Origin of the sequence: Mycobacterium simulans (genome assembly GCF_900232995.1) — a bacterium.
GTDB classification, from domain to species: Bacteria; Actinomycetota; Actinomycetes; order Mycobacteriales; family Mycobacteriaceae; genus Mycobacterium; species Mycobacterium simulans.
On the sequence record NZ_OCVX01000005.1, the window covers coordinates 252639 to 278109 of the forward strand.

25 protein-coding genes and 1 pseudogene are annotated in these 25471 nt (G+C 65.5%); 7 read left to right on the forward strand and 19 right to left on the reverse strand.

What is annotated here, in order from left to right:
• Positions 1 to 407 (forward strand): annotated as a pseudogene (locus MSIMFI_RS19850) (PE-PGRS family protein); the annotation flags it as partial.
• A gap of 3 nt (positions 408 to 410) precedes the next feature.
• On the opposite strand, the gene MSIMFI_RS19855 reads toward MSIMFI_RS19850, so the two are convergent.
• The 5 genes from MSIMFI_RS19855 to dxr form a co-directional block, all read right to left on the reverse strand.
• Positions 411 to 2222, reverse strand: a complete 1812-nt coding sequence (locus tag MSIMFI_RS19855; RefSeq protein ID WP_191498804.1) for a penicillin-binding transpeptidase domain-containing protein — start codon at positions 2220 to 2222, stop codon at positions 411 to 413.
• 157 nt (positions 2223 to 2379) lie between these two features.
• Positions 2380 to 3234, reverse strand: coding sequence for a GNAT family N-acetyltransferase (locus MSIMFI_RS19860; RefSeq protein WP_191498805.1), 855 nt, complete (start codon positions 3232 to 3234; stop codon positions 2380 to 2382).
• Between the two features lie 37 nt (positions 3235 to 3271).
• Positions 3272 to 4435 (reverse strand): flavodoxin-dependent (E)-4-hydroxy-3-methylbut-2-enyl-diphosphate synthase, encoded by a 1164-nt coding sequence (gene ispG, locus MSIMFI_RS19865; RefSeq protein ID WP_191498806.1) that lies wholly within the window; start codon positions 4433 to 4435, stop codon positions 3272 to 3274.
• A gap of 22 nt (positions 4436 to 4457) precedes the next feature.
• Positions 4458 to 5672 carry a M50 family metallopeptidase gene (locus MSIMFI_RS19870; protein WP_191498807.1) on the reverse strand — a complete coding sequence of 405 codons (1215 nt, stop codon included), beginning with the start codon at positions 5670 to 5672 and terminating at the stop codon, positions 4458 to 4460.
• 19 nt (positions 5673 to 5691) lie between these two features.
• Entirely contained in the window at positions 5692 to 6963 is a 1272-nt protein-coding gene (dxr, locus tag MSIMFI_RS19875; RefSeq protein ID WP_191499091.1) for a 1-deoxy-D-xylulose-5-phosphate reductoisomerase, read from the reverse strand.
• Positions 6964 to 7033: 70 nt separating this feature from the next.
• On the opposite strand from dxr, the gene MSIMFI_RS19880 reads away from it, so the two are divergent.
• The 4 genes from MSIMFI_RS19880 to MSIMFI_RS19895 all read left to right on the forward strand — a co-directional run bounded on the left by MSIMFI_RS19880 (position 7034) and on the right by MSIMFI_RS19895 (position 10588).
• On the forward strand, positions 7034 to 7696 hold the full coding sequence (locus MSIMFI_RS19880; RefSeq protein WP_191498808.1) for a fasciclin domain-containing protein: 663 nt from the start codon (positions 7034 to 7036) through the stop codon (positions 7694 to 7696).
• Between the two features lie 121 nt (positions 7697 to 7817).
• Positions 7818 to 9557: a cytochrome c biogenesis protein DipZ gene (locus MSIMFI_RS19885; RefSeq protein ID WP_191498809.1), complete on the forward strand. Its 1740-nt coding sequence runs from the start codon at positions 7818 to 7820 to the stop codon at positions 9555 to 9557.
• Positions 9558 to 9664: 107 nt separating this feature from the next.
• Positions 9665 to 10261 carry a fasciclin domain-containing protein gene (locus tag MSIMFI_RS19890; RefSeq protein ID WP_191498810.1) on the forward strand — a complete coding sequence of 199 codons (597 nt, stop codon included), beginning with the start codon at positions 9665 to 9667 and terminating at the stop codon, positions 10259 to 10261.
• A gap of 60 nt (positions 10262 to 10321) precedes the next feature.
• Positions 10322 to 10588, forward strand: coding sequence for a DUF2631 domain-containing protein (locus MSIMFI_RS19895; protein WP_186242447.1), 267 nt, complete (start codon positions 10322 to 10324; stop codon positions 10586 to 10588).
• Between the two features lie 3 nt (positions 10589 to 10591).
• Here the strand turns inward: MSIMFI_RS19895 and MSIMFI_RS19900 are convergent, their stop codons facing one another.
• The 8 genes from MSIMFI_RS19900 to pyrH form a co-directional block, all read right to left on the reverse strand.
• The gene (locus tag MSIMFI_RS19900) at positions 10592 to 11404 is read right to left on the reverse strand and encodes a DUF4097 family beta strand repeat-containing protein (protein WP_191498811.1); all 813 of its coding nucleotides are present in this window, start codon (positions 11402 to 11404) and stop codon (positions 10592 to 10594) included.
• Positions 11405 to 11426: 22 nt separating this feature from the next.
• A complete protein-coding gene (locus MSIMFI_RS19905) occupies positions 11427 to 11936 on the reverse strand; it encodes a histidine kinase (RefSeq protein WP_191498812.1) in 510 nt (169 codons plus the stop codon).
• A 59-nt stretch (positions 11937 to 11995) separates the two neighbouring features.
• Positions 11996 to 12862 (reverse strand): cytochrome c biogenesis CcdA family protein, encoded by an 867-nt coding sequence (locus tag MSIMFI_RS19910; protein WP_191498813.1) that lies wholly within the window; start codon positions 12860 to 12862, stop codon positions 11996 to 11998.
• Positions 12863 to 12866: 4 nt separating this feature from the next.
• On the reverse strand, positions 12867 to 13376 hold the full coding sequence (locus tag MSIMFI_RS19915; protein ID WP_191498814.1) for a protein disulfide oxidoreductase: 510 nt from the start codon (positions 13374 to 13376) through the stop codon (positions 12867 to 12869).
• 184 nt (positions 13377 to 13560) lie between these two features.
• Complete coding sequence (rlmN, locus tag MSIMFI_RS19920) at positions 13561 to 14664, reverse strand: 23S rRNA (adenine(2503)-C(2))-methyltransferase RlmN (protein ID WP_191499092.1); 1104 nt, start codon at positions 14662 to 14664, stop codon at positions 13561 to 13563.
• Between the two features lie 52 nt (positions 14665 to 14716).
• Complete coding sequence (locus tag MSIMFI_RS19925) at positions 14717 to 15631, reverse strand: phosphatidate cytidylyltransferase (protein WP_191498815.1); 915 nt, start codon at positions 15629 to 15631, stop codon at positions 14717 to 14719.
• 32 nt (positions 15632 to 15663) lie between these two features.
• Entirely contained in the window at positions 15664 to 16221 is a 558-nt protein-coding gene (frr, locus tag MSIMFI_RS19930) for a ribosome recycling factor (protein ID WP_186242441.1), read from the reverse strand.
• A gap of 174 nt (positions 16222 to 16395) precedes the next feature.
• On the reverse strand, positions 16396 to 17163 hold the full coding sequence (pyrH, locus tag MSIMFI_RS19935) for a UMP kinase (RefSeq protein ID WP_186242440.1): 768 nt from the start codon (positions 17161 to 17163) through the stop codon (positions 16396 to 16398).
• Between the two features lie 380 nt (positions 17164 to 17543).
• On the opposite strand from pyrH, the gene MSIMFI_RS19940 reads away from it, so the two are divergent.
• Positions 17544 to 18281: a winged helix-turn-helix domain-containing protein gene (locus tag MSIMFI_RS19940; protein ID WP_186242439.1), complete on the forward strand. Its 738-nt coding sequence runs from the start codon at positions 17544 to 17546 to the stop codon at positions 18279 to 18281.
• 113 nt (positions 18282 to 18394) lie between these two features.
• On the opposite strand, the gene MSIMFI_RS19945 is transcribed toward MSIMFI_RS19940, so the two are convergent.
• From MSIMFI_RS19945 to rpsB, 4 genes are all read right to left on the reverse strand, one after another.
• Positions 18395 to 18871, reverse strand: a complete 477-nt coding sequence (locus MSIMFI_RS19945) for an MPT63 family protein (RefSeq protein ID WP_186242438.1) — start codon at positions 18869 to 18871, stop codon at positions 18395 to 18397.
• 329 nt (positions 18872 to 19200) lie between these two features.
• Entirely contained in the window at positions 19201 to 20601 is a 1401-nt protein-coding gene (locus MSIMFI_RS19950) for an amidase (RefSeq protein ID WP_191498816.1), read from the reverse strand.
• Positions 20602 to 20633: 32 nt separating this feature from the next.
• Positions 20634 to 21452, reverse strand: coding sequence for a translation elongation factor Ts (gene tsf / locus MSIMFI_RS19955; protein ID WP_191498817.1), 819 nt, complete (start codon positions 21450 to 21452; stop codon positions 20634 to 20636).
• A gap of 13 nt (positions 21453 to 21465) precedes the next feature.
• Positions 21466 to 22302, reverse strand: a complete 837-nt coding sequence (gene rpsB / locus MSIMFI_RS19960; RefSeq protein ID WP_186242435.1) for a 30S ribosomal protein S2 — start codon at positions 22300 to 22302, stop codon at positions 21466 to 21468.
• Between the two features lie 258 nt (positions 22303 to 22560).
• Here rpsB and MSIMFI_RS19965 point away from each other — a divergent pair, with 258 nt between their 5' ends.
• The gene (locus MSIMFI_RS19965) at positions 22561 to 23052 is read left to right on the forward strand and encodes a M23 family metallopeptidase (RefSeq protein ID WP_191498818.1); all 492 of its coding nucleotides are present in this window, start codon (positions 22561 to 22563) and stop codon (positions 23050 to 23052) included.
• A gap of 9 nt (positions 23053 to 23061) precedes the next feature.
• On the opposite strand, the gene MSIMFI_RS19970 is transcribed toward MSIMFI_RS19965, so the two are convergent.
• Together MSIMFI_RS19970 and MSIMFI_RS19975 are read right to left on the reverse strand one after the other, a co-directional pair.
• Positions 23062 to 24264 (reverse strand): PPE family protein, encoded by a 1203-nt coding sequence (locus MSIMFI_RS19970; RefSeq protein ID WP_263597431.1) that lies wholly within the window; start codon positions 24262 to 24264, stop codon positions 23062 to 23064.
• Between the two features lie 285 nt (positions 24265 to 24549).
• Positions 24550 to 25449, reverse strand: coding sequence for a tyrosine recombinase XerC (locus MSIMFI_RS19975; protein WP_191498820.1), 900 nt, complete (start codon positions 25447 to 25449; stop codon positions 24550 to 24552).
• Between the last annotated feature and the right edge of the window lie 22 nt (positions 25450 to 25471).

Genomic DNA, 25471 nt, shown 5'->3' on the forward strand with positions numbered 1-25471 from the left:
CGATCGGGCTGTTCGGCGATGGCGGCGCCGGAGGGGCCGGCGGCTTCGGCCAAAACAACGGCGGTATCGGCGGCGACGGCGGTGCCGGCGCCTTCCTCTTTGGCTCCGGCGGTTCCGGCGGCAATGGCGGGTCGGCCGGAAACGGCACCGCCCTCGGCGGAGCAGGCGGGGCCGGAGGCAAAGCCGGGCTGATCGGCAACGGCGGCTCGGGTGGCTCGGGCGGGCAGTCGATCGATGGAATCGACCAAGGTGGAGACGGTGGCCGGGGCGGCGACGCATGGCTCATCGGCGACGGCGGTAACGGCGGCAGCGCCGGCACCGGCAAGGCTCCGGCAACTCCCGGTAGTGGCGGCAAGGGCGGAATGCTCATCGGCCAGAACGGACTGCCCGGGATGGGGCAGGCCTAAGCCTTAGGCGAGGAAGCCGGGCGGCAGCAATTCGAGCATCACTTTCGTCATCCGGACCGCGTATTCCGAGCTGCCACCACCGACAATCAATGACGCGAACGCGAGGTCACCGCGGTAGCCGGCGAACCAGGAGTGCGATCCGCCCGGGAATTCGGCCTCACCGGTCTTACCGAACACCTCGCCGCAGCTCGCGATCTCCTTTGCGGTGCCGTTGGTCACCACCAGCCGCATCATCGGCCGCAACGCATCGATCATTTTCGGTGTGATCGGCGTGCTGTCGCCTTCGACCTTCGTCTGGCGGCCGGCGATTAGCTGCGGAACCGGGGTCTTGCCAGCAGCTACCGTGGCGGCCACCAACGCCATCCCGAACGGGCTGGCCAGCACCCTACCCTGCCCAAAACCGTCCTCGGTCCGCTCGGACAGGTCCACCGTCGGCGGCACCGAGCCCGTCACGGTGGTGATGCCCTCGACCTCATAGTCGAGCCCGATCCCATAGCGTGCGGCCGCCTGCGTCAGACCGCGGGGCGGCAACTTGCTGCTCAGCTCGGCGAATGTGGTGTTGCACGAACTGGCGAACGCCCGCGACAACGGCACCACTCCGAGATCGAAGCCGCCGTAGTTGGGAATGGTGCGGTGTCCGATGTCGATGTGGCCAGGGCAACCCATCATCGTGTTGGGGGTAGCCATATCGCGTTCGACGGCCGCGCCGGCGGTGATCATCTTGAACGTCGACCCGGGTGGGAACAGGCCGGTGGTGGCGATCGGGCCGTCGGCGTTGGCACCCGCGTTCTGCGCGATAGCCAGGATCTCTCCCGTCGACGGCTTGATCACGACAATCATCGCCTTGCCGCCGCGAGTATCCACGGCGTGCTGGGCGGCGTTCTGCACGGTCCGGTCCAAGGTGATGGAGATCGACGGCGCCGGCGAGGGCTCTACCTCGTGCAGCACCGCGACGTCGACGCCGTTCTGGTTGACGCTGACGACCCGCCAGCCCGCCTGGCCGTCGAGTTCGTCGATGACGGCCTTCTTCACCTCAGTCATCACGACCGGCGCGAAATGTGGGTCTGTCGGCAACAGCTCGGCCTGGGGTGTGATGACCACCCCGGGCAGCTTGCCGATCGCCGGGAAGACCTTGTTGCTGTCGTCAGGAAGCAGCGTGACCAGGTCCATCGGCTGAGTCGCCGAGCTGGCCTGTTCGGCAAGCAACTGCGGGTCGTTGAGAGCGTCGTTAAAGGGCCGCAGCGCATCCACCACCGCGTGCGCCGTCCCGATCAGGTCCGGCCCCGCCTGAGTAGCGTCGAGCGCGTAGTGATACAGGTAGCCCGGCGCCAGCACATCGGTGCCGCCGAGTTCGTTCACCGAGGCGCGTCGCGGCGGGTCGGCCCGCAGCGCGAACGTCTGATGCTCCCCCAGCTTGGGATGCAACCCCGTGGTCGCCCAGCGGACCTCCCAGCGCCCCTCGTCACGGGCCATTTTCAGCTGCCCGTCGTAGCTCCACGTCCGGTTCTTGGGCAGATGCCAGGTGAAGCGGTATGCGACCGTGCCCACGTCTTCGGCGTACTTCGCGCTGAGGACCTGAGCATCCAAATGCGTCGCCTGTAGCCCTGCCCAGGCCGCGTTGAGCGCCTCGCGTGCCTCGTTGGGGTTGTCACTGAGCTGGGCGGCGGTCGCGGTGTCACCGACGGCGAGTGCGGCGAAGAACCTCTCGGCAGCTGGACCAGGACCTTCGGGCCGCGGGGTGCACCCTGGCAGTGCGGTAATCGCGACCAACAGCAAACACGAGGCGGTTGAGGCGAATGTTGTTCTAGTGACCATCGTTGCTGATGTTAAGAACTGTGACTTGGACATCGGCGCCGACACACCGAGACCGAACCGTTACGCGTGCCCACTCGTTTCGCCGGACGTCACGCCAGCGCGCGGTTGAGCGCCCAGCGTCACGCAAGAGCGGCGCTCACCCGGTTGGCGTATGGGGCTAGTCCAGTAGCACCGTCGCGAAGGTGCCGACTTCCCTGAAGCCGCCGCGGGCGTCCGCGGCACGGGCCCCCGTGTTGAAGCTGTTCACATACAGGCTCGCGATGCGCCCGCTACCCACGATCACGGCAGCCAGCGTCGCGGTGCCGGCGGTGCCAATGCCCAGGCCCCGCCCCTCAGGGTGGACCCAGACGCCCTGGATCTGCCCGACGGCCGGAGATTGCGAACCCACCTCGGCCTTGAAGACGACCTGGCCATGCTCGAAGCGGGCCCAGGCACGCCCGGCCGCAATGAGGCTGGCCACCCGACGGCGATAGCCGCGGCCTCCGTCGCCGAGCCGCGGGTCCACACCCACTTCGCCGATGAACATGTCGACGGCGGCCACCAGATACGCGTCCAGTTCGTCGGGCCGGACCTGGCGGACGCCCGGATCGATCGGGCAGCTGGGATGGGTGTTGATGGCCATGAGCGGTTGGTGGTCGCGCACGTCACGCGCCGGGCCCCAGGTTGACTCGAGCCGACGCCACATCGGCAACACCAGATCCGCCCTGCCGACTAGTGACGAGCACCGCCGCGATGCGCTCATCGCCTCATCCGCGAATGCATTCAGATCGATTAGTCCGCCGCGCAGCGGGATGAGATTGGCTCCGGCGAAACATAGCGACTCCTGCGCGCCGCGAAGGGTCCACAGTTCTCCGCCAATCGAATTCGGTTCGATGCCGTAGTCTGCGACCCGCGCGGCGACCATGCACGATTCGACCGGGTCGTCGTCGAGTACCCGCCAAACGGCCGCCGCATCGCGCACCACGGACACCCGTCGCTCGCCAACCAGGCGCAAGATGGGCGGAGCCGACATCTGGGGAACTCTCTGAAGGCAGTGAATTAGGCCACTATTAGCTTACGGTCACAATAGGCGAACCGCTCGCTGTCGTGCCCGGATCGTTGTCGCCGATTTCTTCCGCGATTCGCAACGCTTCCTCAATCAGCGTCTCGACGATCTGCGCCTCGGGCACGGTCTTTATTACTTCGCCACGCACAAAGATCTGGCCCTTGCCATTGCCGGAAGCCACGCCCAGATCCGCCTCGCGAGCTTCACCCGGACCATTGACGACACACCCCATTACGGCCACCCGCAACGGCACGTCGAGACCGTCCAGACCGGCGGTCACCTCGTTGGCCAGGGTGTAGACGTCGACCTGCGCTCGACCGCACGAGGGGCAGGACACGATCTCGAGCGAACGCGGCCGCAGATTCAGCGACTCCAGAATCTGACTGCCGACCTTGACTTCCTCGACCGGTGGGGCCGACAACGACACCCGGATGGTGTCGCCGATGCCCTTGGACAGCAGTGCACCGAAGGCGACCGCCGACTTGATGGTGCCCTGGAAAGCGGGTCCAGCCTCGGTGACCCCGAGGTGCAGCGGGTAGTCGCACTGGGCGGCCAGCTGTTCGTAGGCGGCGACCATCACCACGGGGTCGTTGTGCTTGACGCTGATCTTGATGTTGCCGAAGCCGTGTTCCTCGAAGAGCGAGGCCTCCCACAGTGCCGACTCGACCAGCGCCTCCGGCGTGGCCTTGCCGTACTTGGCCATGAACCGCTTGTCGAGTGAGCCGGCGTTGACACCGATGCGGATCGGGATGCCCGCCTCGCCGGCGGCCTTGGCGACCTCGCCGACCCGGCCGTCGAATTCCTTGATGTTGCCCGGGTTCACCCGCACCGCGGCACACCCCGCATCGATAGCGGCGAAGATGTACTTCGGCTGGAAGTGGATGTCGGCGATCACCGGAATCTGGCTGTGCCGGGCGATCTCGGCCAGCGCGTCGGCGTCCTCCTGACGCGGGCACGCCACCCGCACGATGTCGCAGCCGGCGGCCGTCAACTCCGCGATCTGCTGCAGGGTGGAGTTGACGTCGTGAGTCTTGGTGGTGCACATCGATTGCACCGAGATCGGATAATCGCTGCCGACCCCGACGTTGCGGACCATCAGCTGACGCGTGCCGCGCCGGGGGGCAAGCGTGGGCGCCGGTGGCTGTGGCATGCCCAGGCCAATGGTCACTGTCAGTCCTTCTCTCTCGTATCTATTGGAAAAGCCGGATCGGGTTGACCAGATCGGCGGTGACGGTCAATAGCATGTACCCGACGACCAAAACCAACACCACGTAGGTCGCCGGCATGAGCTTGAGATAGTTCACCGGCGCGGCCGCCACCTTGCCGCGAGCCATCCGGATCATATTGCGGATCTTCTCGAAGACCGCGACGGCGATATGGCCGCCATCGAATGGCAGCAGCGGCAGCAGGTTGACGGCCCCCAGGATGAGATTCAGCTGGGCCAGGAAAAACCAGAACGCCACCCACAACCCGTGGTCGACGGTGTCGCCGCCGATGATGCTGGCACCGACCACGCTGATCGGGGTCTGCGGGTCACGCTGTCCGCCGCCGATGGCATGCATCAGCGCGCCAACCTTGGTCGGGATGGCGATCAACGCCTTGCCCACCTCGACAGTTAGGTCGCCGGTGAACGTAAGGGTGGCCGGTATCGCGGAGAACACGCCGTACTGCGTGGGCCCACTGTGCGGGGCACCGACCCCGATGGCGCCGACGGTGCTGGGCTCGAGGCGACTGCCCTGGGCGTTGGGGAGCCAGCGCCGGGTGGATTCGATAGTGACGTTGGTCGTGATCGTGGTGCCGTCACGCTCGACGACGATCGGAACGGTGCCGTGCAGTTTGCGCCCCGCGGCAGCCATGTCATCGAAGGTGGACACCGGGGTGTCACCGACCTTGACGACGACATCGCCGGCGCGGATTCCGGCCAGCGCGGCCGGCCCGGGGCCATTGCACTTTTCGAGCTGGCCCTGCGTCGTTTCCGATGCGACGCAGCCAGTTTCGCCGACCACGGCCTGGGTGGGCGGGTGCAGGTTCGGCAGCCCCCAGATCAGCGCGATGGCATAGATCAGCACCACACAGATCACGAAGTTCATCCCGGGCCCGGCGAACAGCACCGCGACGCGCTTCCAGGTCGCCTGCTTGTACATCGCGCGGTCACGTTCGTCGGGCGCAAGCTCCTCGACCGGGGTCATGCCGGCGATGTCGCAGAAGCCACCCGCCGGAATGGCTTTGAATCCGTACTCGGTCTCACCACGCCGGGTCGACCACAATGTGGGGCCGAAGCCGACGAAGTAGCGACGCACCTTCATGCCGGTAGCGCGCGCCGCCCACATGTGGCCGCACTCGTGCAGCGCCACCGAGATCATGATGGCGAGTGCGAACAGCACAATGCCGATAACGAACATCATCAGCCAGTAAGGACCTTTCTCAAGTCGAGGCGTGGCGACCCGCTTCGCCCGGCTTCGCCGCGCTTGCGATCGCCACCGAAGCCATTCCAGAAACGCTTGCGGGGCTCGCTGTGGTGACCGCGAGCTGCGCCCGTTCCCGCGCCCAGCGCTGCGCGTCGAGTACGTCATCCACGGTAGCGGGTGAACCGGCCCATTGGTCGGCAGTGTGCAGCACGTCCGCGATTGTGCGGACGATGGCGGGGAACGGAATCCGGCGGTTGAGAAATGCCTCGGCCGCCTCCTCGTTAACGGCGTTGTAAATCGCGGTCATGCAACCGCCGACCTCGCCGGCGTACCGGGCCAGTTCGACCGCGGGGAAAACGTCGGTGTCCAGCGGCTCGAACTCCCAGACCTGCGGGTTAGTGAAATCACAGCAGGTGGCCGCGCCGGGTACCCGGTGCGGCCAGCCCAACGCCAACGAAATCGGCAACTTCATGTCCGGTGGGCTGGCCTGGGCGATGGTCGAGCCGTCGATGAAGGTGACCATCGAATGAATGATCGATTGCGGGTGTACCACCACCTCGATCCGGTCATAGGGGATGCCGAACAACAAGTGGGTTTCGATGAGCTCCAGACCCTTGTTGACCAGTGACGCGGAATTCAGCGTGTTCATCGGGCCCATTGACCACGTCGGATGGGCACCGGCCTGCTCGGGGGTGACGTGCGCGAGGTCCGCGGATGACCAGCCCCGAAACGGCCCGCCCGATGCGGTCAGCACCAGCTTGGCGACCTCATCGGGAGCACCGCCGCGCAGGCACTGGGCCAGCGCGGAGTGTTCGGGGTCGACGGGCACGATCTGACCGGGCCGCGCTGCCCGCAACACCAGCGGACCGCCGGCGACCAGCGATTCCTTGTTGGCCAGGGCCAGCCGGGCGCCCGTCGCAAGCGCAGCCAGCGTCGGACGCAGGCCCAACGCCCCGACCAACGCGTTGAGGACGACGTCGGCCTCGGTGTCCTCGACCAGCCGGGTGACGGCATCGGCGCCGCGGTAGGGAATGTCGCCGGCCCGTTGCGCCGCGTGATCGTCGGCGACGGCGATGTTGGTCCCCCCGGTCTCGGCACGTTGCCGCAGCAGCGTGTCGAGGTTTTTGCCCCCGGCAGCCAACCCGACCACCTCGAAGCGGTCCGGATTGGCGGCGATGACCTCCAGCGCCTGGGTGCCGATCGAGCCAGTACTGCCCAGCACCAGGACGCGCAGGCGGCCCTCGCTCGGATTGGTCACCTCATCATTGTGCCTCTCGCGGCAACCCATCCGGTCCGCCAACGGCACCGAATAGGAGATGCAAGCCCACGACAGGAGAGACAAGGGAGTCGGATCAACCATGAAGGATTTGAAGCACAAGGCATGTGCCGCTGCCGGTGTCGGCGCGATCGCGGTCGCGGTGTTGGCAGGCTGTTCGAGCAACGGAGGGGTGGCCAGCTCCACCAGCTCCAAGCCGTCCGAACCGATGGCCACCTCGATGGCCGCGCCGCCGACGGCGAACCCATCGGCCAACCTCATCGGCGCCGGCTGCGCGAGCTACGCGGAGCAGGTGCCCAACGGACCCGGCTCGGTGGCCGGCATGGCACAAGACCTGGTGACGGTCGCAGCCTCGAACAATCCGCAGCTGACCACGCTCACCTCGGCACTTTCGGGCAAGCTCAACCCGCAGGTGAATCTGATCGACACCCTCAATGGCGGCCAGTTCACCGTGTTCGCCCCCACCGACCAGGCGTTTGGCAAACTCGACGCGGCGACGATAGACCGTCTCAAGACCGACGCACCGTTGTTGAACAAGATCCTCACGTATCACGTGGTGAGTGGACAGCTCAGTCCGGCACGGGTGGGCGGTCAGCACGCCACTGTGCAAGGCGGCACGGTAAATGTCGTAGGCGCAGGCAATGACCTCAAGGTCAACGACTCGGGCCTGGTCTGCGGCGGCGTGTCCACCGCCAACGCGCAGGTGTACATGATCGACACGGTGTTGATGCCGCCGGCGTTGTAGCTCGCGGCAGTCGCTATGGGCGGCCCGGCTCTGCCGGGCCGCCCTTTCCTGCCTCTCAAAAGCTTTACCACGCAATAGGTTTCGTTCCCATCCGGTGCGGCTTCAGCTTCGAATAGTGGGTATGTTCACGCTTGCACTCATCGGCCTCATCGGAGGCCTGATCACCGGAATATCCCCATGCATCCTGCCGGTACTGCCGGTGATCTTCTTCTCCGGCGCGCGCACCAGCGCCGCACCCGATACCTCCGGCGTCGCCGTCGCGGTCAAGCGGAAGCGTCCGCTATCGGAGACCCTGCGCCCGTACCGGGTGATCGCGGGTCTGGTGTTGAGCTTCGGTGTGGTTACCCTGGTGGGCACCGCGTTGCTGTCGCTGCTACACCTGCGGCAGGACGCAATTCGCTGGGTCGCGTTGGTTGCACTGGTCGCGATCGGTCTCGGGCTGATCTTCCCGCGATTCGAGCAGCTGCTGGAGCGGCCGTTTTCGCGAATCCCGCAAAAGCAAGTCGACACCGGAGGCGGCAACGGGTTCGGTCTTGGCCTGGCGTTGGGCGCCCTCTACGTGCCTTGTGCGGGCCCGGTACTCGCCGCGATCGTGGTGGCCGGGGCCACCTCCAACATCGGCGTCAACACCGTCGTGCTCACCTGCTCATTTGCTGTCGGTGCCGCTTTGCCGTTGCTGTTTTTCGCGCTGGCCGGCCAGCAGGTGGCCGCGCGGGTTAGCGCGTTTCGCCGCCGGCAGCGTGAGATCCGCATCGCGGCGGGGGTGGTGACGATTCTGCTGGCGGTGGCGCTGGTATTCAACGTACCCGCGTTGCTGCAGCGGGCAATTCCCGACTACACCAGCGCATTGCAGCGGAAAGTCGGTGGTGACAACCAGATTCGGCAAAAGCTGAATCTGAGCGGCCTCGTCAACGATCAGAACGCGCAGTTGTCAAACTGCAGCAACGGCGCCGACGAACTCGAAAATTGCGGTCCCGCACCAGACATCAAGGGCATTGAGTCCTGGCTGAACACCCCGGGCAACAAACCGGTCGACCTCAGCTCGTTGCGGGGCCGCGTCGTCCTCATCGACTTCTGGGCCTATTCCTGCATCAACTGTCAACGCGCCATCCCCCACGTGACCGGCTGGTACCAGGCGTACAAGAACAACGGCTTCGAGGTCATCGGCGTGCATACTCCCGAGTACGCATTCGAGAGAGTCGCCGGCAATGTGGCGACCGGTGCCGCCGACCTGCACATCAAATACCCAGTGGCGCTGGACAACAACTACGCAACCTGGACGAACTACCGCAACCGCTACTGGCCGGCCGAGTATCTGATCGACGCCAATGGCACAGTGCGCCACATCAAATTCGGAGAAGGTGACTACGACGGCACCGAAAGGCTGATCCGCCAGTTGCTGGTCGATGCCAATCGTGGCGCTACGTTGCCGCCGCCGGTGGATACCGCGGACTCCACGCCCGGTCCCGGGCTTACTCCCGAGACCTACTTCGGGGTGGGCAAAATGGTCAACTTCGCTGGCAGCGAGCTCTACGACCAGGGTTCGGCGACGTTCAATTACCCGCCGACACTGAGAGCCAACGCCTTCGCGCTGAGCGGCCGGTGGTCGCTGGACTACCAGGGCGCGATGGCCGACAGCGATAACTCCCGCATCAAACTCGACTACCACGCCAAGAACGTCTATCTCGTCGTCGGCGGCACCGGAACCGTCACCGTGATCCGCGACGGAAAGTCGACGACGCTTCCGATCAGCGGACCGCCGACTGCTCATCAGGTCGTCGCTGGCGATCGGGTGGCCGACGGGACGCTCGAAGTGGTTCCCAGCCAAGGATTGCAGGTGTATTCGTTCACCTACGGATGACCGACTCTGCTACGAGGCCATCCAAAACCCGTCCGGCTCCGAATCATTCATGTCACTACGAACCAGGCGGCGCTACCGTCGCCGACAACTATTGAGGAGCTCAGACAATGAAGCTACGCAAAAAGAGCACTGCGGCAACCACTTTCGCGGCAGCGGCGGCCGCCGTCGGTCTCGCTGTGGCCATCGCACCTACCGCGGCGGCCAGTCCGGCCACCAATCTGGTCGGCCCCGGTTGCCAAGCCTACGCACAACAGGTACCCACCGGGCCGGGATCGGTGGACGGGATGGCGGCCGACCCCGTTGCGGTGGCGGCATCGAACAACCCGATGCTCACCACGCTGACCTCAGCGGTTTCGGGCAAGCTCAACCCGCAGGTGAACCTGGTGGACACCCTCAACGGCGGCCAGTTCACCGTGTTTGCTCCCACCGATCAAGCGTTCGGCAAGCTGGACGCCGCGACCATCGACACGTTGAAAACCGATGCGCCGCTACTGAATAAGATCCTTACGTACCACGTGGTCCCCGGACAGCTAAGCCCGTCTCAGGTCGTGGGCACGCACGCCACGGTTCAGGGCGCGTCGGTGACGGTGACCGGTTCGGGCAACAGCCTCAACGCGAACAACGCTTCGGTGGTGTGTGGCGGCGTGCAGACCCTGAACGCGACGGTGTACATGATCGACACGGTGCTGATGCCGCCGCGGTAACGCCCGCGCAGCGTGTGCCAGAATGTTCTGCAACCTGCAAGCCGATCCGGAGGAATCGCCGTGGCCAGTACTGAGGTGGAGCAGTTCACCGGCCCACAACATGAGGTGGACACCGCTGAGGTGCCGTCCGCAGCGTGGGGCTGGAGCAGGATCAATCACCGCACCTGGCACATCGTCGGTCTGTGCATCTTCGGGTTTCTGTTGGCGATGCTGCGGGGCAACCACGTCGGCCACGTCGAGGACTGGTTCCTGATCGGGTTTGCCGCGGTGGTGCTGTTCGTGCTGGTGCGCGATCTGTGGGGCCGGCGGCGCGGCTGGATCAGGTAATGCTCACCCGCCCACGGTTTCGTGGGCGGGTGCTCGATGGATGTTGACATCGCCGGAGCCGCTGCGCACTTGCAGAACGAGGGTTTGATCGCCGAGTTCGGGGCCTTCCGACGGCTGAAGCTGGTTGGTGACGAAACCGGATCCGGTGGTGACGTCCAGCCGGGCCGCAGTGCCCTCAGGGATGCCGACCGCAACATCACCGCTGCCGGTGTGCGCCGACACGGCACCGCGAACGGCCGCTGATACGGTCACCGATCCGGATGCGGTGCGCGACTTCACGCCGCCACGCAACGTCGCTACGTTGAGTGAGCCGCTGGCGGCCTTGAACCTCAGTTCGCCATCGAGGTTGCCGACGCTCACCGCGCCCGAAGCAGTTGCCAGCGACGCGTAGCCTTCCACCGTGTTGACGCTGAAAGATCCGGATGCGCTGGCGCCCTTGATCTTTCCGGCGACGGAACCGACGTGCACCGTTCCGCTGCCCGATCCGAACCGGAAGTCGGCGAACTCGCCGTCGGCACGCATGTCGGCCGATGCCAGCGACGCGTACACCCGCGACCGAGATGGCAGCGCGATCTCGAGGTCAATGGCCCCGCCCCGAAAACGAGGCAGGCCGCGTTTGGCACCGGAAACGACCAGCTTGCCATCGCGGAACTCCACACGAGTGTGCTCGGCGGCCCAGACGTCGGAGCCGCATGACTCGTCGCGGGGTCGCACCTCGACGACGGTGTCGGAACGGTCGGTCGCAGTGAGCCGGACAGCACCCGCACCGGCATCGATGCGCGCCATGATCGGTTCGGGAGTTTCAAACGTCGGCATCTTGTCTCCTTCGTTGAATGGGTCAGCGCACCCAGCCGGTGACGCGGTGGCCGGTTTTTCGGGTGGAAGCGCGTGGCGCTTGACTGGCCGCAGCCGCGGCCCGGACCAGCCAGGTGTTGATCGACGCTCCCTCCCGCCGCGCGGCCGCCTCCACGGCGGCCCGTAGCCCCTCGGGCAGCCGCAGTGTGACGCGCCAGGTGCCGCCGCCGTCCCACTTACCAGGGGGGTCGTATCCGGCCCCGAACTCCTGGTCCGCCTCGCCATCACCCGTTTCAAGTGCCGGGTCGTCAAGCGGTGCGCTGACGATGAATTCCGGATCGCGGCCACGCAGCCGGACCTCCACCGATCGGGGTGCAAGTTCGCCGGTGATTTCTTCGGCAGCCGCCGACAAAGCCTCCAGCAGTGCCAGCCGAAGTGCCGACTCCAGCGGGGCGCTCAACCGGTCGGCGAGATCCTGTGCCGCGCTGCCGGCCGCCGCGGCGGCCAGATTCAGCTCGTGACGAACGGCCTCCACATAGGGCTGCAGATCCATGGTGTCATGGTGACATCACATTGATGTCATATGCAACTCCACTATGGTGCGAACTGATGTCAGCTACGGTCTTGACGACGTGCTCGTCGGTACCAGGCGCTGACTAGCCCGCCAATCACTAGCACGGCCAGTGCCCCCGTCCACGGCCATACGCCGTGCCGATGTACCCAACCGGCCAACGCCCCTTGCAGGCGCCCCGCCGCGGCGATCACGCCGTCCTGCGGATTTGCCGCCGCATGGAATAACCGCACCTCGTAAACGCCGTAGTAACTCACGTACAGCCCGACCAGCACCAGCACCGCGCCGCTAAGCCGATTGACGAACGGCAAGATCCGTCGCATCCGGTCGGCCAGCGCCGAACTGGCGGTCGCGGCCGCCATCGCAAGCACGCCGACGACCAGGGTGAGTCCCCCGACGTAGGCGAGGGAGATGGCCACGCTCCCGATGATCGAACCGCCCCGCAGGCCGGCCCCGGCGACCGCCAAGAACGGCCCGATAGTGCAGGACAACGACGCAATCGCATAGCTGACGCCATATCCGTACATGGAACTCACCCGAATCGTCGGAGCCCATCGCTGGCTCCCCTGTCGCGGGGTAAGTGCGGTTAGCTCGTGACCCGACACCAGCCAAAGCCCCAAAGCGATGAGCACGACGCCGATCGCCACCGTCACATACGGCAGGTAGCGCTGCACGGTCGTGGCCGCCGAGATGGTCAGCACGCCGAACAAGCCGAATACCGTCACAAAGCCAAGCGACATGCCCACGGTGGCTGCCAGGGCTCGACCGAATGCGCGGATAGGCTGCGGCCGCTCGGGCTGCCCACGCACCACCAGCAGCAAATAAGCGGGCAACATGGCAAACCCGCAGGGGTTCAGCGCTGCCACCAAGCCGGCGGCGAAGGCCAACCCAATTAGGGCCTGGTCCACTGGTTTACGACGCCAGCGCGGCCACCCGACCGGACAGCTCCTCCTGGGACATCGCCGAGGTGGGGTTGTTGACGAAGGTGGAGGAGCCATCCGCGCGGTAGAACACCCACGCCGGCTGCCATGGGACGTTGTAACGGGCCCAAATCGCGCCGTCGGTGTCATTGAGGTTGGTGAAGTTCAGGCCGTATTTCGAAACGAAGTTCTGCATCGCCCCGACGTCGGAATGGGCCGCAACGCCCACGAAGGTGACGCCTGGATTGGCCGCCGTCACCTGGCTTAGGCCGGGCGCTTCTGCGTTGCAGAATGGGCACCACGGCGTCCAGAACCACAACACCGCTGGCTTGCCCTGCAGGCTGGCGCCATTAAAGGGGGCACCGGCCAGGGTGGTGGCGCTGAAATTCAGCCGTTCATCGGCTGCCGCCGCACGCGGTGCGGTGGCCAGACCGAACATCAGGACAAGCGCAGCTACAAGGGCGGCACACGCTTTGATTGATGACACAACGCGAAAAATCATGGCTGACCTCGTTCGCTGGTGTTTTGTCTTGAACACGGATTACTCGCCGCTAGGGTTCATCACCCCGCCGCAACCTTCGGCGGCCAGCTGTCCGCAGGCTGAAGCCAGATTCGCCTGCGCTCCAACTACCCGCCTTCGGCGGCTAGCTGTCCGCAGGCTGAAGCCAGATTCGCCTGCGCTCCAACTACCCGCCTTCGGCGGCCAGCTGTCCGCAGGCGGCACTTATCTCCCTACCGCGGGTGTCTCGCACCGTGCACGAAACCCCTTTCGCGCGAACACGTTTGACGAACTCTCGCTCCACCGGTTTGGGACTGGCGTCCCAATCGCTGCCCGGCGTTGGGTTGAGCGGGATCAAGTTCACATGGACCAGCGGACCTAACGCACGATGCAACCGGTTACCCAGCAGATCGGCCCGCCACGGTTGGTCGTTGACATCACGGATCAGCGCGTATTCGATGGACACCCGCCGGCCGGTGACGTCGGCGTAGTAGCGGGCGGCGTCCAGCGCCTCGCTGATCTTCCACCGGTTGTTGACCGGTACCAACGTGTCGCGCAACTCGTCGTCTGGCGCATGCAACGACAGCGCCAGAGTCACGCCGAGTCGCTCATCGGCAAGTTTGTGGATACCCGGGACCAGGCCCACCGTCGACACCGTCACCGAGCGCGCGGAAATCCCGAAACCGGATGGCGGCGGCTCGGTGATGCGCCGCACTGCGGCCAGCACCCTGGTGTAGTTGGCCAGCGGCTCCCCCATGCCCATGAACACCACGTTCGACAACCGATCGCCGAAGTCGTCGCGCAGCGCAACAGCAGCGGCGCGCACCTGCTCGAGGATCTCCGCGGTGGACAGGTTGCGGGTCAAGCCGCCTTGGCCGGTCGCGCAGAACGGGCAAGCCATGCCACAGCCTGCCTGCGACGAAATGCACACCGTGTTGCGCTGTGGATAGCGCATCAGCACCGACTCGACAGTGGCGCCAGCAGGGTCGTTGACGGCCCGCCACAACGTCTTTCGTGTCTGGCCGGCGTCGCAGGTGACTTCGCGGACGGCAACGAGCAGGTTGGGGAACATCGCCTCGGCGATCTGGGCGCGAAGCGCCGCCGGAAGGTCGGTCATCAGCCGCGGATCGGCGATCAGCCGGCCGTAGTACTGGTGGGCGAGCTGGTTGGCGCGAAACGCCGGCAGGCCAAGCTCGGCAACAGCCGACACCCGGCCGGCGGCGTCGAGGTCGGCCAGGTGCCGCGGCGGCTTGGCGCGGCGCGGCGCATCGAAAATCAGCTCTTGGACCATGATCTGTCCAGTATCGACCAAGTCGGGACAACCCATGGCAGCCAACGGCTGCCTAAGGCAAGAGCGTCAACACCGTCCAGGCCGCCACTGCAGACGGGAGCACGCCATCCAACCGGTCCATCAAGCCACCGTGGCCCGGCAGCAGACGACCCATGTCTTTGATGCCGAGATCACGCTTCACTTGGGACTCCACCAGGTCGCCCAGCGTGGTGGTGAGCACAAAAAGTAGGCCCAGCAGAGCACCGACCCACGGAGTCCTGCCTGCCAAGAAGGTCCCGGTCAGGATGGTTGCGGTGATCCCGCAGACCAACGAACCGGCGAAGCCCTCCCAGGATTTCTTCGGGCTGATCCTGGGAACCATCGGATGTTTGCCAAACAGCACGCCCACGGTGTAGCCACCCACATCCGACGAGATGACCGCGATCATCATGCAAAACACCCACCCCGGGCCGTGCTCCGGTTCGTAGACCAGCATCGCGGCGAACGAACCGAACAGCGGCACCCACGCGGCCAGGAAAATGGTGGCCGACGCATCGCGGAGGTAGTTGGTCGAAGACGGCTGACCGTCGGCACGTTCGCCCTGGCCGTCGGACCGTTCACCCTGCATGAAAAGCCGCCAGATCATGCAAACCACTACCATGCCGGCGAATCCCACCAGAGCGCCCACGGCGCGATAAGGCCAGGTCAGCCAGACGGTCACCTGGCCACCGATCAGTAACGGGATAACCGGAATCAGGTACCCGGCTTCACGCAGTCGCCGCACCACCTCGTGGCTGGCAACCAGGATTGCCACAGCACAAATGGCCACCCAGACGTGTGGAACGAACACCAGCGCCGCAATTAGAACGAAGCCGATGCTCCAGCCCACCAGATTGGCGGCCCGCAGGTCACGCCCCGCCCGGGGCGTCTTCTTAGCCGGGTGCGCGGGCTCATCTGGGCTGCCGGGGTCGGCATCAGTGGTTGCCACAGGCGTAAACGTACTTAGCTGCTGAGCGGCCCCTAGACCTCCAGCAGCTCGCCTTCTTTGTGTTTGACCAGCTCGTCGATTTGAGCGACGTATTGGTGGGTGGTCTTATCCAGATCCTTTTCGGCGCGCCCGACCTCATCCTCGCCGGCTTCGCCGTCCTTGCGGATGCGGTGCAGTTCCTCCATCGCTTTACGACGGATGTTGCGCACCGAGACTCGGGCTTCCTCGCCCTTATGTTTGGCCTGCTTGACCAGCTCTCGCCGGCGTTCCTCGGTGAGCTGGGGTACAGCCACCCGGATGAGGGTGCCATCGTTGGTGGGATTCACTCCGAGATCGGAGTTGCGGATAGCGGTCTCGATCGCATGCAGCTGGTTGGCTTCGTAGGGCTTGATGACGACAAGCCGAGCCTCGGGAACATTGATGCTGGCCAGCTGCGTGATCGGGGTGGTCGCACCGTAGTAATCGATGGCGATCCGCGAAAACATGCCAGGGTTGGCGCGGCCGGTGCGAATGGTTGACAGGTCGTCCCGGGCCACTGACACGGCCTTCTCCATTTTCTCTTCGGCGTCGAAGAGTGCCTCATCTATCATCTGCGCCGCTCCTCCTCATCGCTTCGCTCTGCATCGTCGCCGCCGCGGATCATCTGCGCCGCTCCTCCTCATCGCTTCGCTCTGCATCGTCGCCGCCGCGGATCATCTGCGCCGCTCCTCCTCATCGCTTCGCTCTGCTTCGTCGCCGCCGCGGATCATCTGCGCCGCTCCTCTTCAGGTGGTGACCAGCGTTCCGATCTTCTCACCAGCGACTGCTCGGGCGATATTGCCATCGGTCAGCAGGTTGAACACCAGGATCGGCATGCCATTGTCCATGCAAAGACTGAACGCCGTGGCATCGGCCACTCGCAGCCCTCGGTCAATGACTTCGCGATGGCTAACCGCGGTGAGTAGTTCGGCGTTGGGATTCACCCGCGGATCCTCCGCAAACACACCGTCGACGGCCTTGGCCATCAACACCACGTCCGCGTCGATCTCCAATGCCCGCTGAGCTGCGGTCGTGTCCGTGGAGAAGTACGGCAGCCCCATGCCGGCACCGAAGATCACCACCCGACCCTTCTCCAGGTGGCGCACCGCCCGCAGCGGGAGATAGGGCTCGGCCACCTGGCCCATCGTGATCGCCGTCTGGACTCGAGTGACAATGCCTTCCTTCTCGAGGAAGTCTTGCAGGGCAAGGCTGTTCATGACCGTTCCGAGCATGCCCATGTAGTCCGACCGGGTGCGCTCCATGCCTAGCTGTTGAAGCTGTGCGCCACGGAAAAAATTGCCACCGCCGATCACGACAGCAACCTGTACGCCGCCGCGGACCACGTCGGCGATCTGGCGAGCTACCTGCGACACGACATCGGGATCCAACCCGACCTGGCCGCCACCGAACATTTCGCCGCCGAGCTTGAGCAATACTCGCGAATACTTCGACGGCGCGCCGGAAACTGGAGAAGCCGGCACACCGTTGGCGCTCGTTGGCTTGGGCTCCTTCATCAGACTCCTCGCATGAGAGTGCCATCCCGGCAACTACCCGGAACGGCATCTCTTATCCTGCCTCATCGCATCACTCCCGCGTGGGCGGGGTGGAGTATTTGCCCAGCTGGCAATCCGGGCCGCCGCCGGTGCCGGGCGCAGCGGTTGTGTCTCGTAGCCGTGTCCTGCCAACTATTTCTCCGCCCCTGATGTTTGGGCAATCGGCGCGTCGGGAATCCGCTGCATCGTCGCGGAAGCAACCCGTATCTGGGCCGAATCAGCCCGGCTGGTCTGGGCTGGGCAGAACTCAATTGAACAAACTTGGAATAGTTTTGTTCTGAACCGGGTATTCAGCGCTGCGCTGGCAGGTCGCGCACCCGCGCAAGATTTGGAGACATCTGTTGGAAGTTCTTCTCATTTCCAATGATGCCGGATTTGAATCGGCTCTACCGACGCTGGAATCGTTCGCCCAGGTGCTACGGCGGGTTCCTTTGGACGATCCCGACAAGGGGGTAGATTCCACTGCCGACGTCGCGGTCATCGATGCGCGCACCGACCTTACGGCAGCTCGCAGGGTTTGCCGACGGCTGACGGCCAACGCGCCAGCACTGGCGGTGGTTGCCGTCGTCGCGCCTGCCGACTTTGTGGAGGTCGACGTCGATTGGCAATTCGATGACGTGTTGCTGGCCGCAGCGGGCGCGGCGGAACTGCAGGCCCGGTTGCGGCTGGCGATTACGCGTCGGCGCAGCGCGCTCGAAGGCACGCTCCAATTCGGCGACCTCGTCCTGCACCCGGCCAGCTTCACCGTGTCACTGGCCGGCAAGGATCTGGGCCTGACTCTCACCGAGTTCAAACTGTTGAATTTTCTTGTGCAGCATGCCGGTCGGGCATTCACCCGTACTCGGCTCATGCATGAGGTGTGGGGTTATGACTGCACTGGCCGCGTTCGTACGGTCGACGTGCACGTACGACGACTACGCGCAAAGCTGGGAACCGAGCACGAATCGGTGATCGAGACGGTCCGCGGCGTCGGTTATATGGCCGTCACGCCACCGCAGCCCCGATGGGTAATCAGGGAGCCGATGCTAAGTCCCGTCTGGACGTCGACGGGGCCAGCCGAGGACTCGATCGCCCAATAGATCACCCAATAGGAAGCTGATCACCCCAACAGCGGCGGGGCACAAACGCAACCTACCCGCGTCGCCATTGACACGGGGAGGTCGAGCGTTACGCCATCAGGCCAGAACCCGCATTAAGCGTTGTTGGTCCAGATGAGAACATCCTGGACGCCATCGTTGTAGACAACCCCGTTCGGAGGCGCACCGGTGACGTCGAAGAAGATCTTCCCGCTTGTCTGTCCACCCTGAGGGATGGGTGACGGGTTGATTCCGGCCGGCGCGGGCACATTGTTGACGACCCGGTAGTTCTGGCCGGTCGCCGTGCGCGCGTTGAAGGACGACACAAGCGGAGTCACCGTGCCGCTATCCGCCACTGCGGTAACCTCGGCCTGCCACAGCTGCCCCTGCGGTGCGTAGCCAGGGATGGTCATGTTGGTTGGCTCTAGGTCGTGAACCGTGTAAGCGGTAACAAGCGGCCCGCTGACGATCGGCGCGCTGGTGCCAAATTGCTGGACGCTGGGGATAGCAATAGCGGTTGCGGCAGTGAAAGCGGCGGCAGCAATTCCGGCGGCACCGATAGCCGTTTTAACTGCGGTTTTTGTGAATTTCATGTGACTCCTCCCTTGAGTCGACCACGTTCCTCGCTGAAGCGCACGCTCCATTTGCATTACGAGGACCGCCCCCACGTGTCTCCATAACCGCTTGACGCGGCCCTCAAACATCCACGCTGGTGCACAGCCGCTCGGACCTGCGATAAGCCCTTCGCCGGGCCAAGCCAAATGGACCCTCATGAAACGCTCGGCACTAATGCCGATGGTCACGAAACCATTACTACGACTTATTGGGCATCGGTCCGGTCCCGCACTGAAACCCTGGCGTGACAAGCATCAAACGCGCTAGGTCAGGAGCGAAAATGGCTGAACAGGTTTCCGCGCCCAGTTCAATCCTGAATCCGGGCCCACGGTTGGGCTTCCTCAAGTTCATAGGCCAGTTCCAGCAGTCGCGCCTCGTCACCGATGTCGGCCGCGAGCATCACGCCGACCGGAAGACCTTCCGAGGTTTGAGCCAGCGGCAGCGAAATCGCAGGATCCCCGGTCACGTTTTGCAGCGGCGTAAACGCGACCCAGTCCGATAGCCGATCAAGCACCTGGTCGTAGTCGTTGGGCGCCAGGTAACCAATCTGTGGCGTCACGTCGGCGAGCGTGGGCGTGAGCAACGCGTCATAGCCGGCGAAGAACTGTGCGCTGCGTCGGCGCAGCCGGCGCAGCCGGGTGATCGCCAGCGGGAGCCGGTGGATGTTGCGTCTGGTATGGCGAGCCAGGCCCAATGTCAGGTTGTCCAGCCGGCCGCGGTCGAAGCTATTACCGAACGTGCGGCGACCGGTGCCAATTTGCGCCAGCGCCAGCAGACCCCAATACAACACGAAATCGTCGACAAAGCTGGCCGGCACCCAGGTGTTGTCGATGGACTCGACTCGATGGCCGAGTTCTTCCAGCAGGGCGGCCGTCTTCAGCGTCAGCTCCCGCACTTCGGGGCTTGCGTCACGCTGGACCGAACTGGTCACCACAGCAATCTTGAGCCGCTGCTTGCCCGGCCGGGTGACATCACCGATAGGCGGCAGTTTGGGGTTGCGCCAGATGCGCTCGACCTCCCGGTAACAGGCCGCGGTGTCGCGGACCGAGCGGGTCACCACCCCGTTGGCCACGATGCCCACCGGCATCCGCCGGTACTCGGGATCCAGCGGCAACCGTCCCCGCGATGGCTTGAGCCCGACCAACCCGTTGCAGGCGGCGGGTATTCGGATGGAACCGCCACCGTCGTTGGCATGCGCCATCGGCACCACTCCGGCGGCGACGAATGCCCCCGATCCCGACGACGAAGCACCCGCGGTGTAATCGGTGTTCCACGGATTACGGACCGGTCCCAGGCGGGGGTGTTCGGCGGCGGCGCTGAACCCGAACTCCGACATCTGCGTTTTGCCCAGTGCCACCAGCCCGCTGTCCAGCAACACACGCGTTATCTCGCTGTCGGTGCGCGCCGGGTACGGTTGCCATGCATCGGTGCCCCGCATCGACGGCAGTCCGGCGATGTCGACGTTGTCCTTGATGAACGTCGGCACGCCGCCGAAGAAGCCCTTGACGTCCCGGGACGCTAGGGCTCGCGCTTGATCGAAGGCCGCATACGCCAATCCGTTGAGCGCGGGATCGACAGCTTCGGCACGCGCGATCGCGGCCTCGACGAGTTCGGCCCGGCCCACCCGGCCGGATCGGATGGCGTCGACTAGGGCGACCGCGTCAAGGTCGCCAAGGGCATCGTCTCCGAAAGCGTGTACGCGAGCCATGTGACGACGCTAGCCCGCACCCGCTTGCGCGGTTAGGCCTGCCCCACCTCGAAGCGCACAAACTTCGTCACCGTCACGCCGGCCTCGTCAAGCAGGGCCTTGACGGTCTTCTTGTTGTCTGACACCGATGGCTGCTCGAGCAGCACGGAGTCTTTGAAGAAGCCGTTGAGCCGGCCTTCGACGATCTTGGGCAGCGCCTGCTCCGGCTTGCCCTCCGCCTTCGCGGTCTCCTCCGCGAGGCGGCGTTCGCTGGCCACGACGTCTGCGGGCACGTCGTCCCGGGACAGGTAGCGCGCTTTGAGCGCGGCGATCTGTAGCGCCACCGCGTGCGCCGCCTCGCCGCCGCCGTCGCCCTGGTACTCGACCAGGACCCCGACCGCAGGTGGCAGGTCAGCCGACCGCCGGTGCAGGTAGGTCTCGACCGTGCCCTCGAAGATCGCGACGCGACGCAGCTCCAACTTCTCGCCGATCTTGGCCGACAGCTCCGCGATCGCCTGCTCGACGGTCTTATCGCCGGTGCTGGCCGCTTTGAGCGCCTCGACGTCGGCGGCTTTCGCCGATACAGCCGCGGTCACGATCTGGTCGGCCAGCGCCTGGAACTCCGCGTTCTTGGCGACGAAGTCCGTCTCGCAGTTCAGCTCTATAAGGGCCCCGGCGCGCGCCGCAACCAGTCCCTCCGCCGTCGCCCGCTCGGCACGCTTGCCGACGTCCTTGGCGCCCTTGATCCGCAGCGCCTCGACGGCCTTGTCGAAGTCGCCGTCGGTTTCGACCAGCGCGTTCTTGCAGTCGAGCATTCCGGCACCGGTCAGCTCCCGAAGTCGCTTGACGTCGGCAGCGGTGTAGTTCGCCAATGCTCAGCCTTTCCTAGGATGCATCTGTGGTTGATTCGGTTGTGCCGGCGCCCTCGGCCCCGGACGCTGCGCTCGCACTGGCGCTGGCCAGTAGCTCCTGCTCCCATTCGGGGAGCGGCTCGGCGGCCTCGGCCTCCGGCTTGCCGTCGCCGCGGCCCAGGCCGGCGCGGGCCTGCAGGCCCTCGGCCACCGCGGAGGCGATCACCTTGGTGAGCAGCGCCGCCGAGCGGATCGCGTCGTCGTTGCCCGGGATCGGGTAGTCGACCTCGTCGGGGTCGCAGTTGGTATCGAGGATCGCGATGACCGGGATGCCCAGCTTGCGGGCCTCTCCGACCGCGATGTGCTCCTTGTTGGTGTCGACAACCCAGATCGCCGACGGCACCTTAGCCATGTCACGAATACCGCCGAGGCTGCGCTCCAGCTTGTTCTTCTCCCGGGTCAGGCCCAGGATCTCCTTTTTGGTGCGGCCCTCGAAGCCGCCGGTCTGCTCCATCGCCTCGAGTTCCTTGAGGCGCTGCAGCCGCTTATGCACGGTGGAGAAGTTGGTGAGCATGCCGCCCAGCCAGCGCTGGTTCACGTACGGCATGCCGACGCGGGTCGCCTCGGCCGCGACGGACTCCTGCGCCTGCTTCTTGGTGCCGACGAACAGCACCGACCCACCGTGGGCGACGGTCTCCTTGACGAACTCGTACGCCTTGTCGATGAAGGTCAGCGTCTGCTGCAGGTCGATGATGTAGATGCCGTTGCGGTCGGTGAAAATGAACCGCTTCATCTTGGGGTTCCAACGACGGGTCTGATGCCCGAAGTGGGTGCCGCTGTCCAGCAGCTGCTTCATGGTTACAACGGCCATAGCCAGCCATGTCCTCTTGTTGTCGGTTGTCGCCCGGCTTCGGGTGAGGCCGGGCCCTGGCGCCTGCGGCGATGCCGGACCCTATTACGGGACCGCCCGGCACGCGGTTGCGAAATCCTCAACAACGGGAGTCGCGGTGCAGACGCGCGAAGTCAGCCCGCTAACGCGAGCTGCGACGAGAAGTTTACACCGATCCAGCAGGTGGTTTGTCCACAGCGGTGAGTGGCCCCGACAACGTGGGGGCGCTGGACTGAACAGGTGCGACGGATAGTGCTGGTCCTGTGCTGGACGCTGGCATGCGCGCCGACGGCGTCTGCCGACAACGCGCGACTGGACTGGCCGTTGCGGCCACCCCAGGCGGTCGTTAGGGGATTCGACGCGCCGTCGCCCGATTGGCATCCCGGGCACCGGGGCGTGGACTTGGCCGGCGCGCCGCAACAGCACGTCTACGCGGCCGGCGACGCGACCGTGGTGTTCGCCGGGCTGCTAGCGGGACGGCCGGTGGTTTCGTTGGCACACTCGGGCGGACTGCACACCAGTTATGAGCCGGTCCGCGCGACGGTGCGGGCCGGTCAGCTGGTGACGGCGCAGACCGTGATCGGTGAGCTAGTGGCCGGGCATCCCGGCTGTCCAGCCCGGGCATGCCTACATTGGGGCGCGATGTGGGGTCCGGCTTCGGGCGCCGACTACGTCGATCCGCTCGGCCTGCTGAAGGCGACACCGATACGGCTCAAACCGTTGGGTGGCTGACGCCGCGCACTAACCGGCGAACGGCGGGCGCTGCATTACCGCGTAACGGAATCCGTATTTGTGCGTAAAGCCGCCGCCACCACTGGCGGCGTGGCCGGCGCCGCCCATCGGGATCCCGCGAAGAATTGCGTTTTCCGCTGGTTGCTTGAGGATCTCGGTGATGTCCTGTTCGACCGGCCTCCCCCACGCAGCGGGATTAAACATGCGAGCGCGCGCCGCCCAGTCCGGCGTCACCGACAACCCCCCGATAGAACCGCCTTTGCCCATACTGGCCGTGACGCCAAGCGTTTCGCGATTGAGTGCCCACCAGTTCGGCGCGGAAGGGGGCGCGGCGCCAACACGCGCGCCTGCGCCGACCGCTGGACCCACCCGGGGACCGGCTAAGACGGACGTACCCCAACTGTCAACCACCGAAGACCCGGAGTCACCGGCACCAGCGGACGGAGAGCCCGGGATCAGCGTCTGGGACATCGACACAAAAGACTGCAACATCCCCTCGTCGAAATACGAGAGCCCCAGGAGCCGGACAATCGTCGTCCGGTTCGCGATTGTCAGATGGGGCAGATGCGCGTTCATCCAGTCGACGAACGCCCAGTACCACGCGGGCAATGCGATCGCCGGTGCGGTTGACGGCACTGCGGCGGCGATGCCTGACGATACGGTCAGCGCTGCGCTGGCAGGTGCGGCGGCCGCGCCGACCGCCGCGGCCTGCCTGGCCAGCGCAGCAGGGTCGGTGGTATTTACCGGTGGCGTGAACGGGGTCAACTCCATGGCCGTCAGCGAGGCGCTGGCATAGCCGTACATGGCCGCGGCGTCCTGCGCCCACATCTCTGCGTACAGCACCTCGGTGGCGGCGATCGCCGGGGTGTTCTGGCCGAAAAAATTGGTCGCGATCAACGCCGTCAGCAAGGCGCGGTTAGCCGCAATGACCGGCGGGGGGACCGTCATCAGGAAGGCAAGCTCGTAGGCTGCCGCGGCCGACCGGGCCTGCATTCCCGCCTGCTCAGCCTGCTGAGCCGTGGCGCTGAGCCACTCAACGTAGGGCATGGCGGCGGCGACCATCGCCAGTGACGCTGGCCCTACCCACTGCGCACTGGTCAGTTCCGAGATGACGGAGCCATACACCGCGGCCATCCCACTCAACTCGGCCGCAAGCCCATCCCAGGCCGCGGCGGCAGCCATCATGGACCCCGATCCCGGACCGGCATACATACGAGCGGAGTTGATCTCGGGCGGTAACACGCCGAAGTCGAACAACCTGTGCCCTCATCGCTTAACCGAAAGCGCGATATTTGGCGTCATTGCCAGCCGCTTGCTAGTGCGATTAGACGGTCATCTCGCGGCAAGCGCCAGACCTATCGCTTTCCAGCCAGCCGTCGTTCACCGAAAGTTTGGATTCTGGGCGCAATTCCCGGCAAGGCCGCATCGCCCAACTCTCCCTCGCAAGCGGCACGTGCCCCCACCTCACGCCACTTCGCGGCGCGCATCGTCGCCAGGCTAGGCCCGCGGGTGGGCCTGATCATGCACAGCACGCAACCTGGCAACCGCGACATGGGTATACAGCTGCGTGGTGGCCAGACTGGAATGCCCTAGCACCTCCTGAACAACCCGCAGATCGGCCCCACCTTCGAGCAGATGGGTGGCCGCGCTGTGCCGCAACCCGTGCGGCCCCATGTCAGGCGCACCGTCGACCGCGGCAACGGTCTGGTGCACCACAGTGCGCGCCTGCCGCACATCGAGACGCCGGCCGCGGGCACCCAGCAGGAGTGCCGGCCCGGACTCCGCGGTGACCAGCGCGGGACGCCCGTCGGCAAGCCAGGCATGCAAGGCATCGACAGCCGGCCGCCCGAACGGCACGGTGCGCTGCTTGTTGCCCTTGCCAAGCACCCGAAGCAGCCGATGCCCAGTGTCCCCAGCGTCTACGTCGTCGACGTCTAGGCCGCACAGCTCGCTCACCCGGATTCCGGTGGCATACAACAGCTCGACGATCAGCCGGTCCCGCAAAGCCAGCGGATCGCCTTGCTCGGCACCGGACTTCGCGGCCGCCATGGCTGCGAGTGCCTGATCCTGGCGCAGCACCGCCGGCAGTGCGCGACGCGACTTAGGCACCTGCAGGCGGGCTGCAGGGTCGGTGGCCAGCAGTCCCCGACGCGCCGCCCACGCGGTGAATGCCTTGACCGCCGAGGTGCGCCGGGCCAGGGTCGTACGGGCCGCTCCGGCACCGGCCGCGGCGGCCAGCCACGACCGCAGGACTGGCAGGCTCAACGCGTCCAAGCCGCGGCCATCGAGGAACGCCAGCAGTGAGCGCAGGTCGCCCAGGTATGCCCGACGAGTGTGCGCTGAACGGCCGCACTGCAGGTCCAGGTACTCGTCGAACTCCTCGAGTATCGGCTCCACGCCGTTACATTCGCAGGCGCCG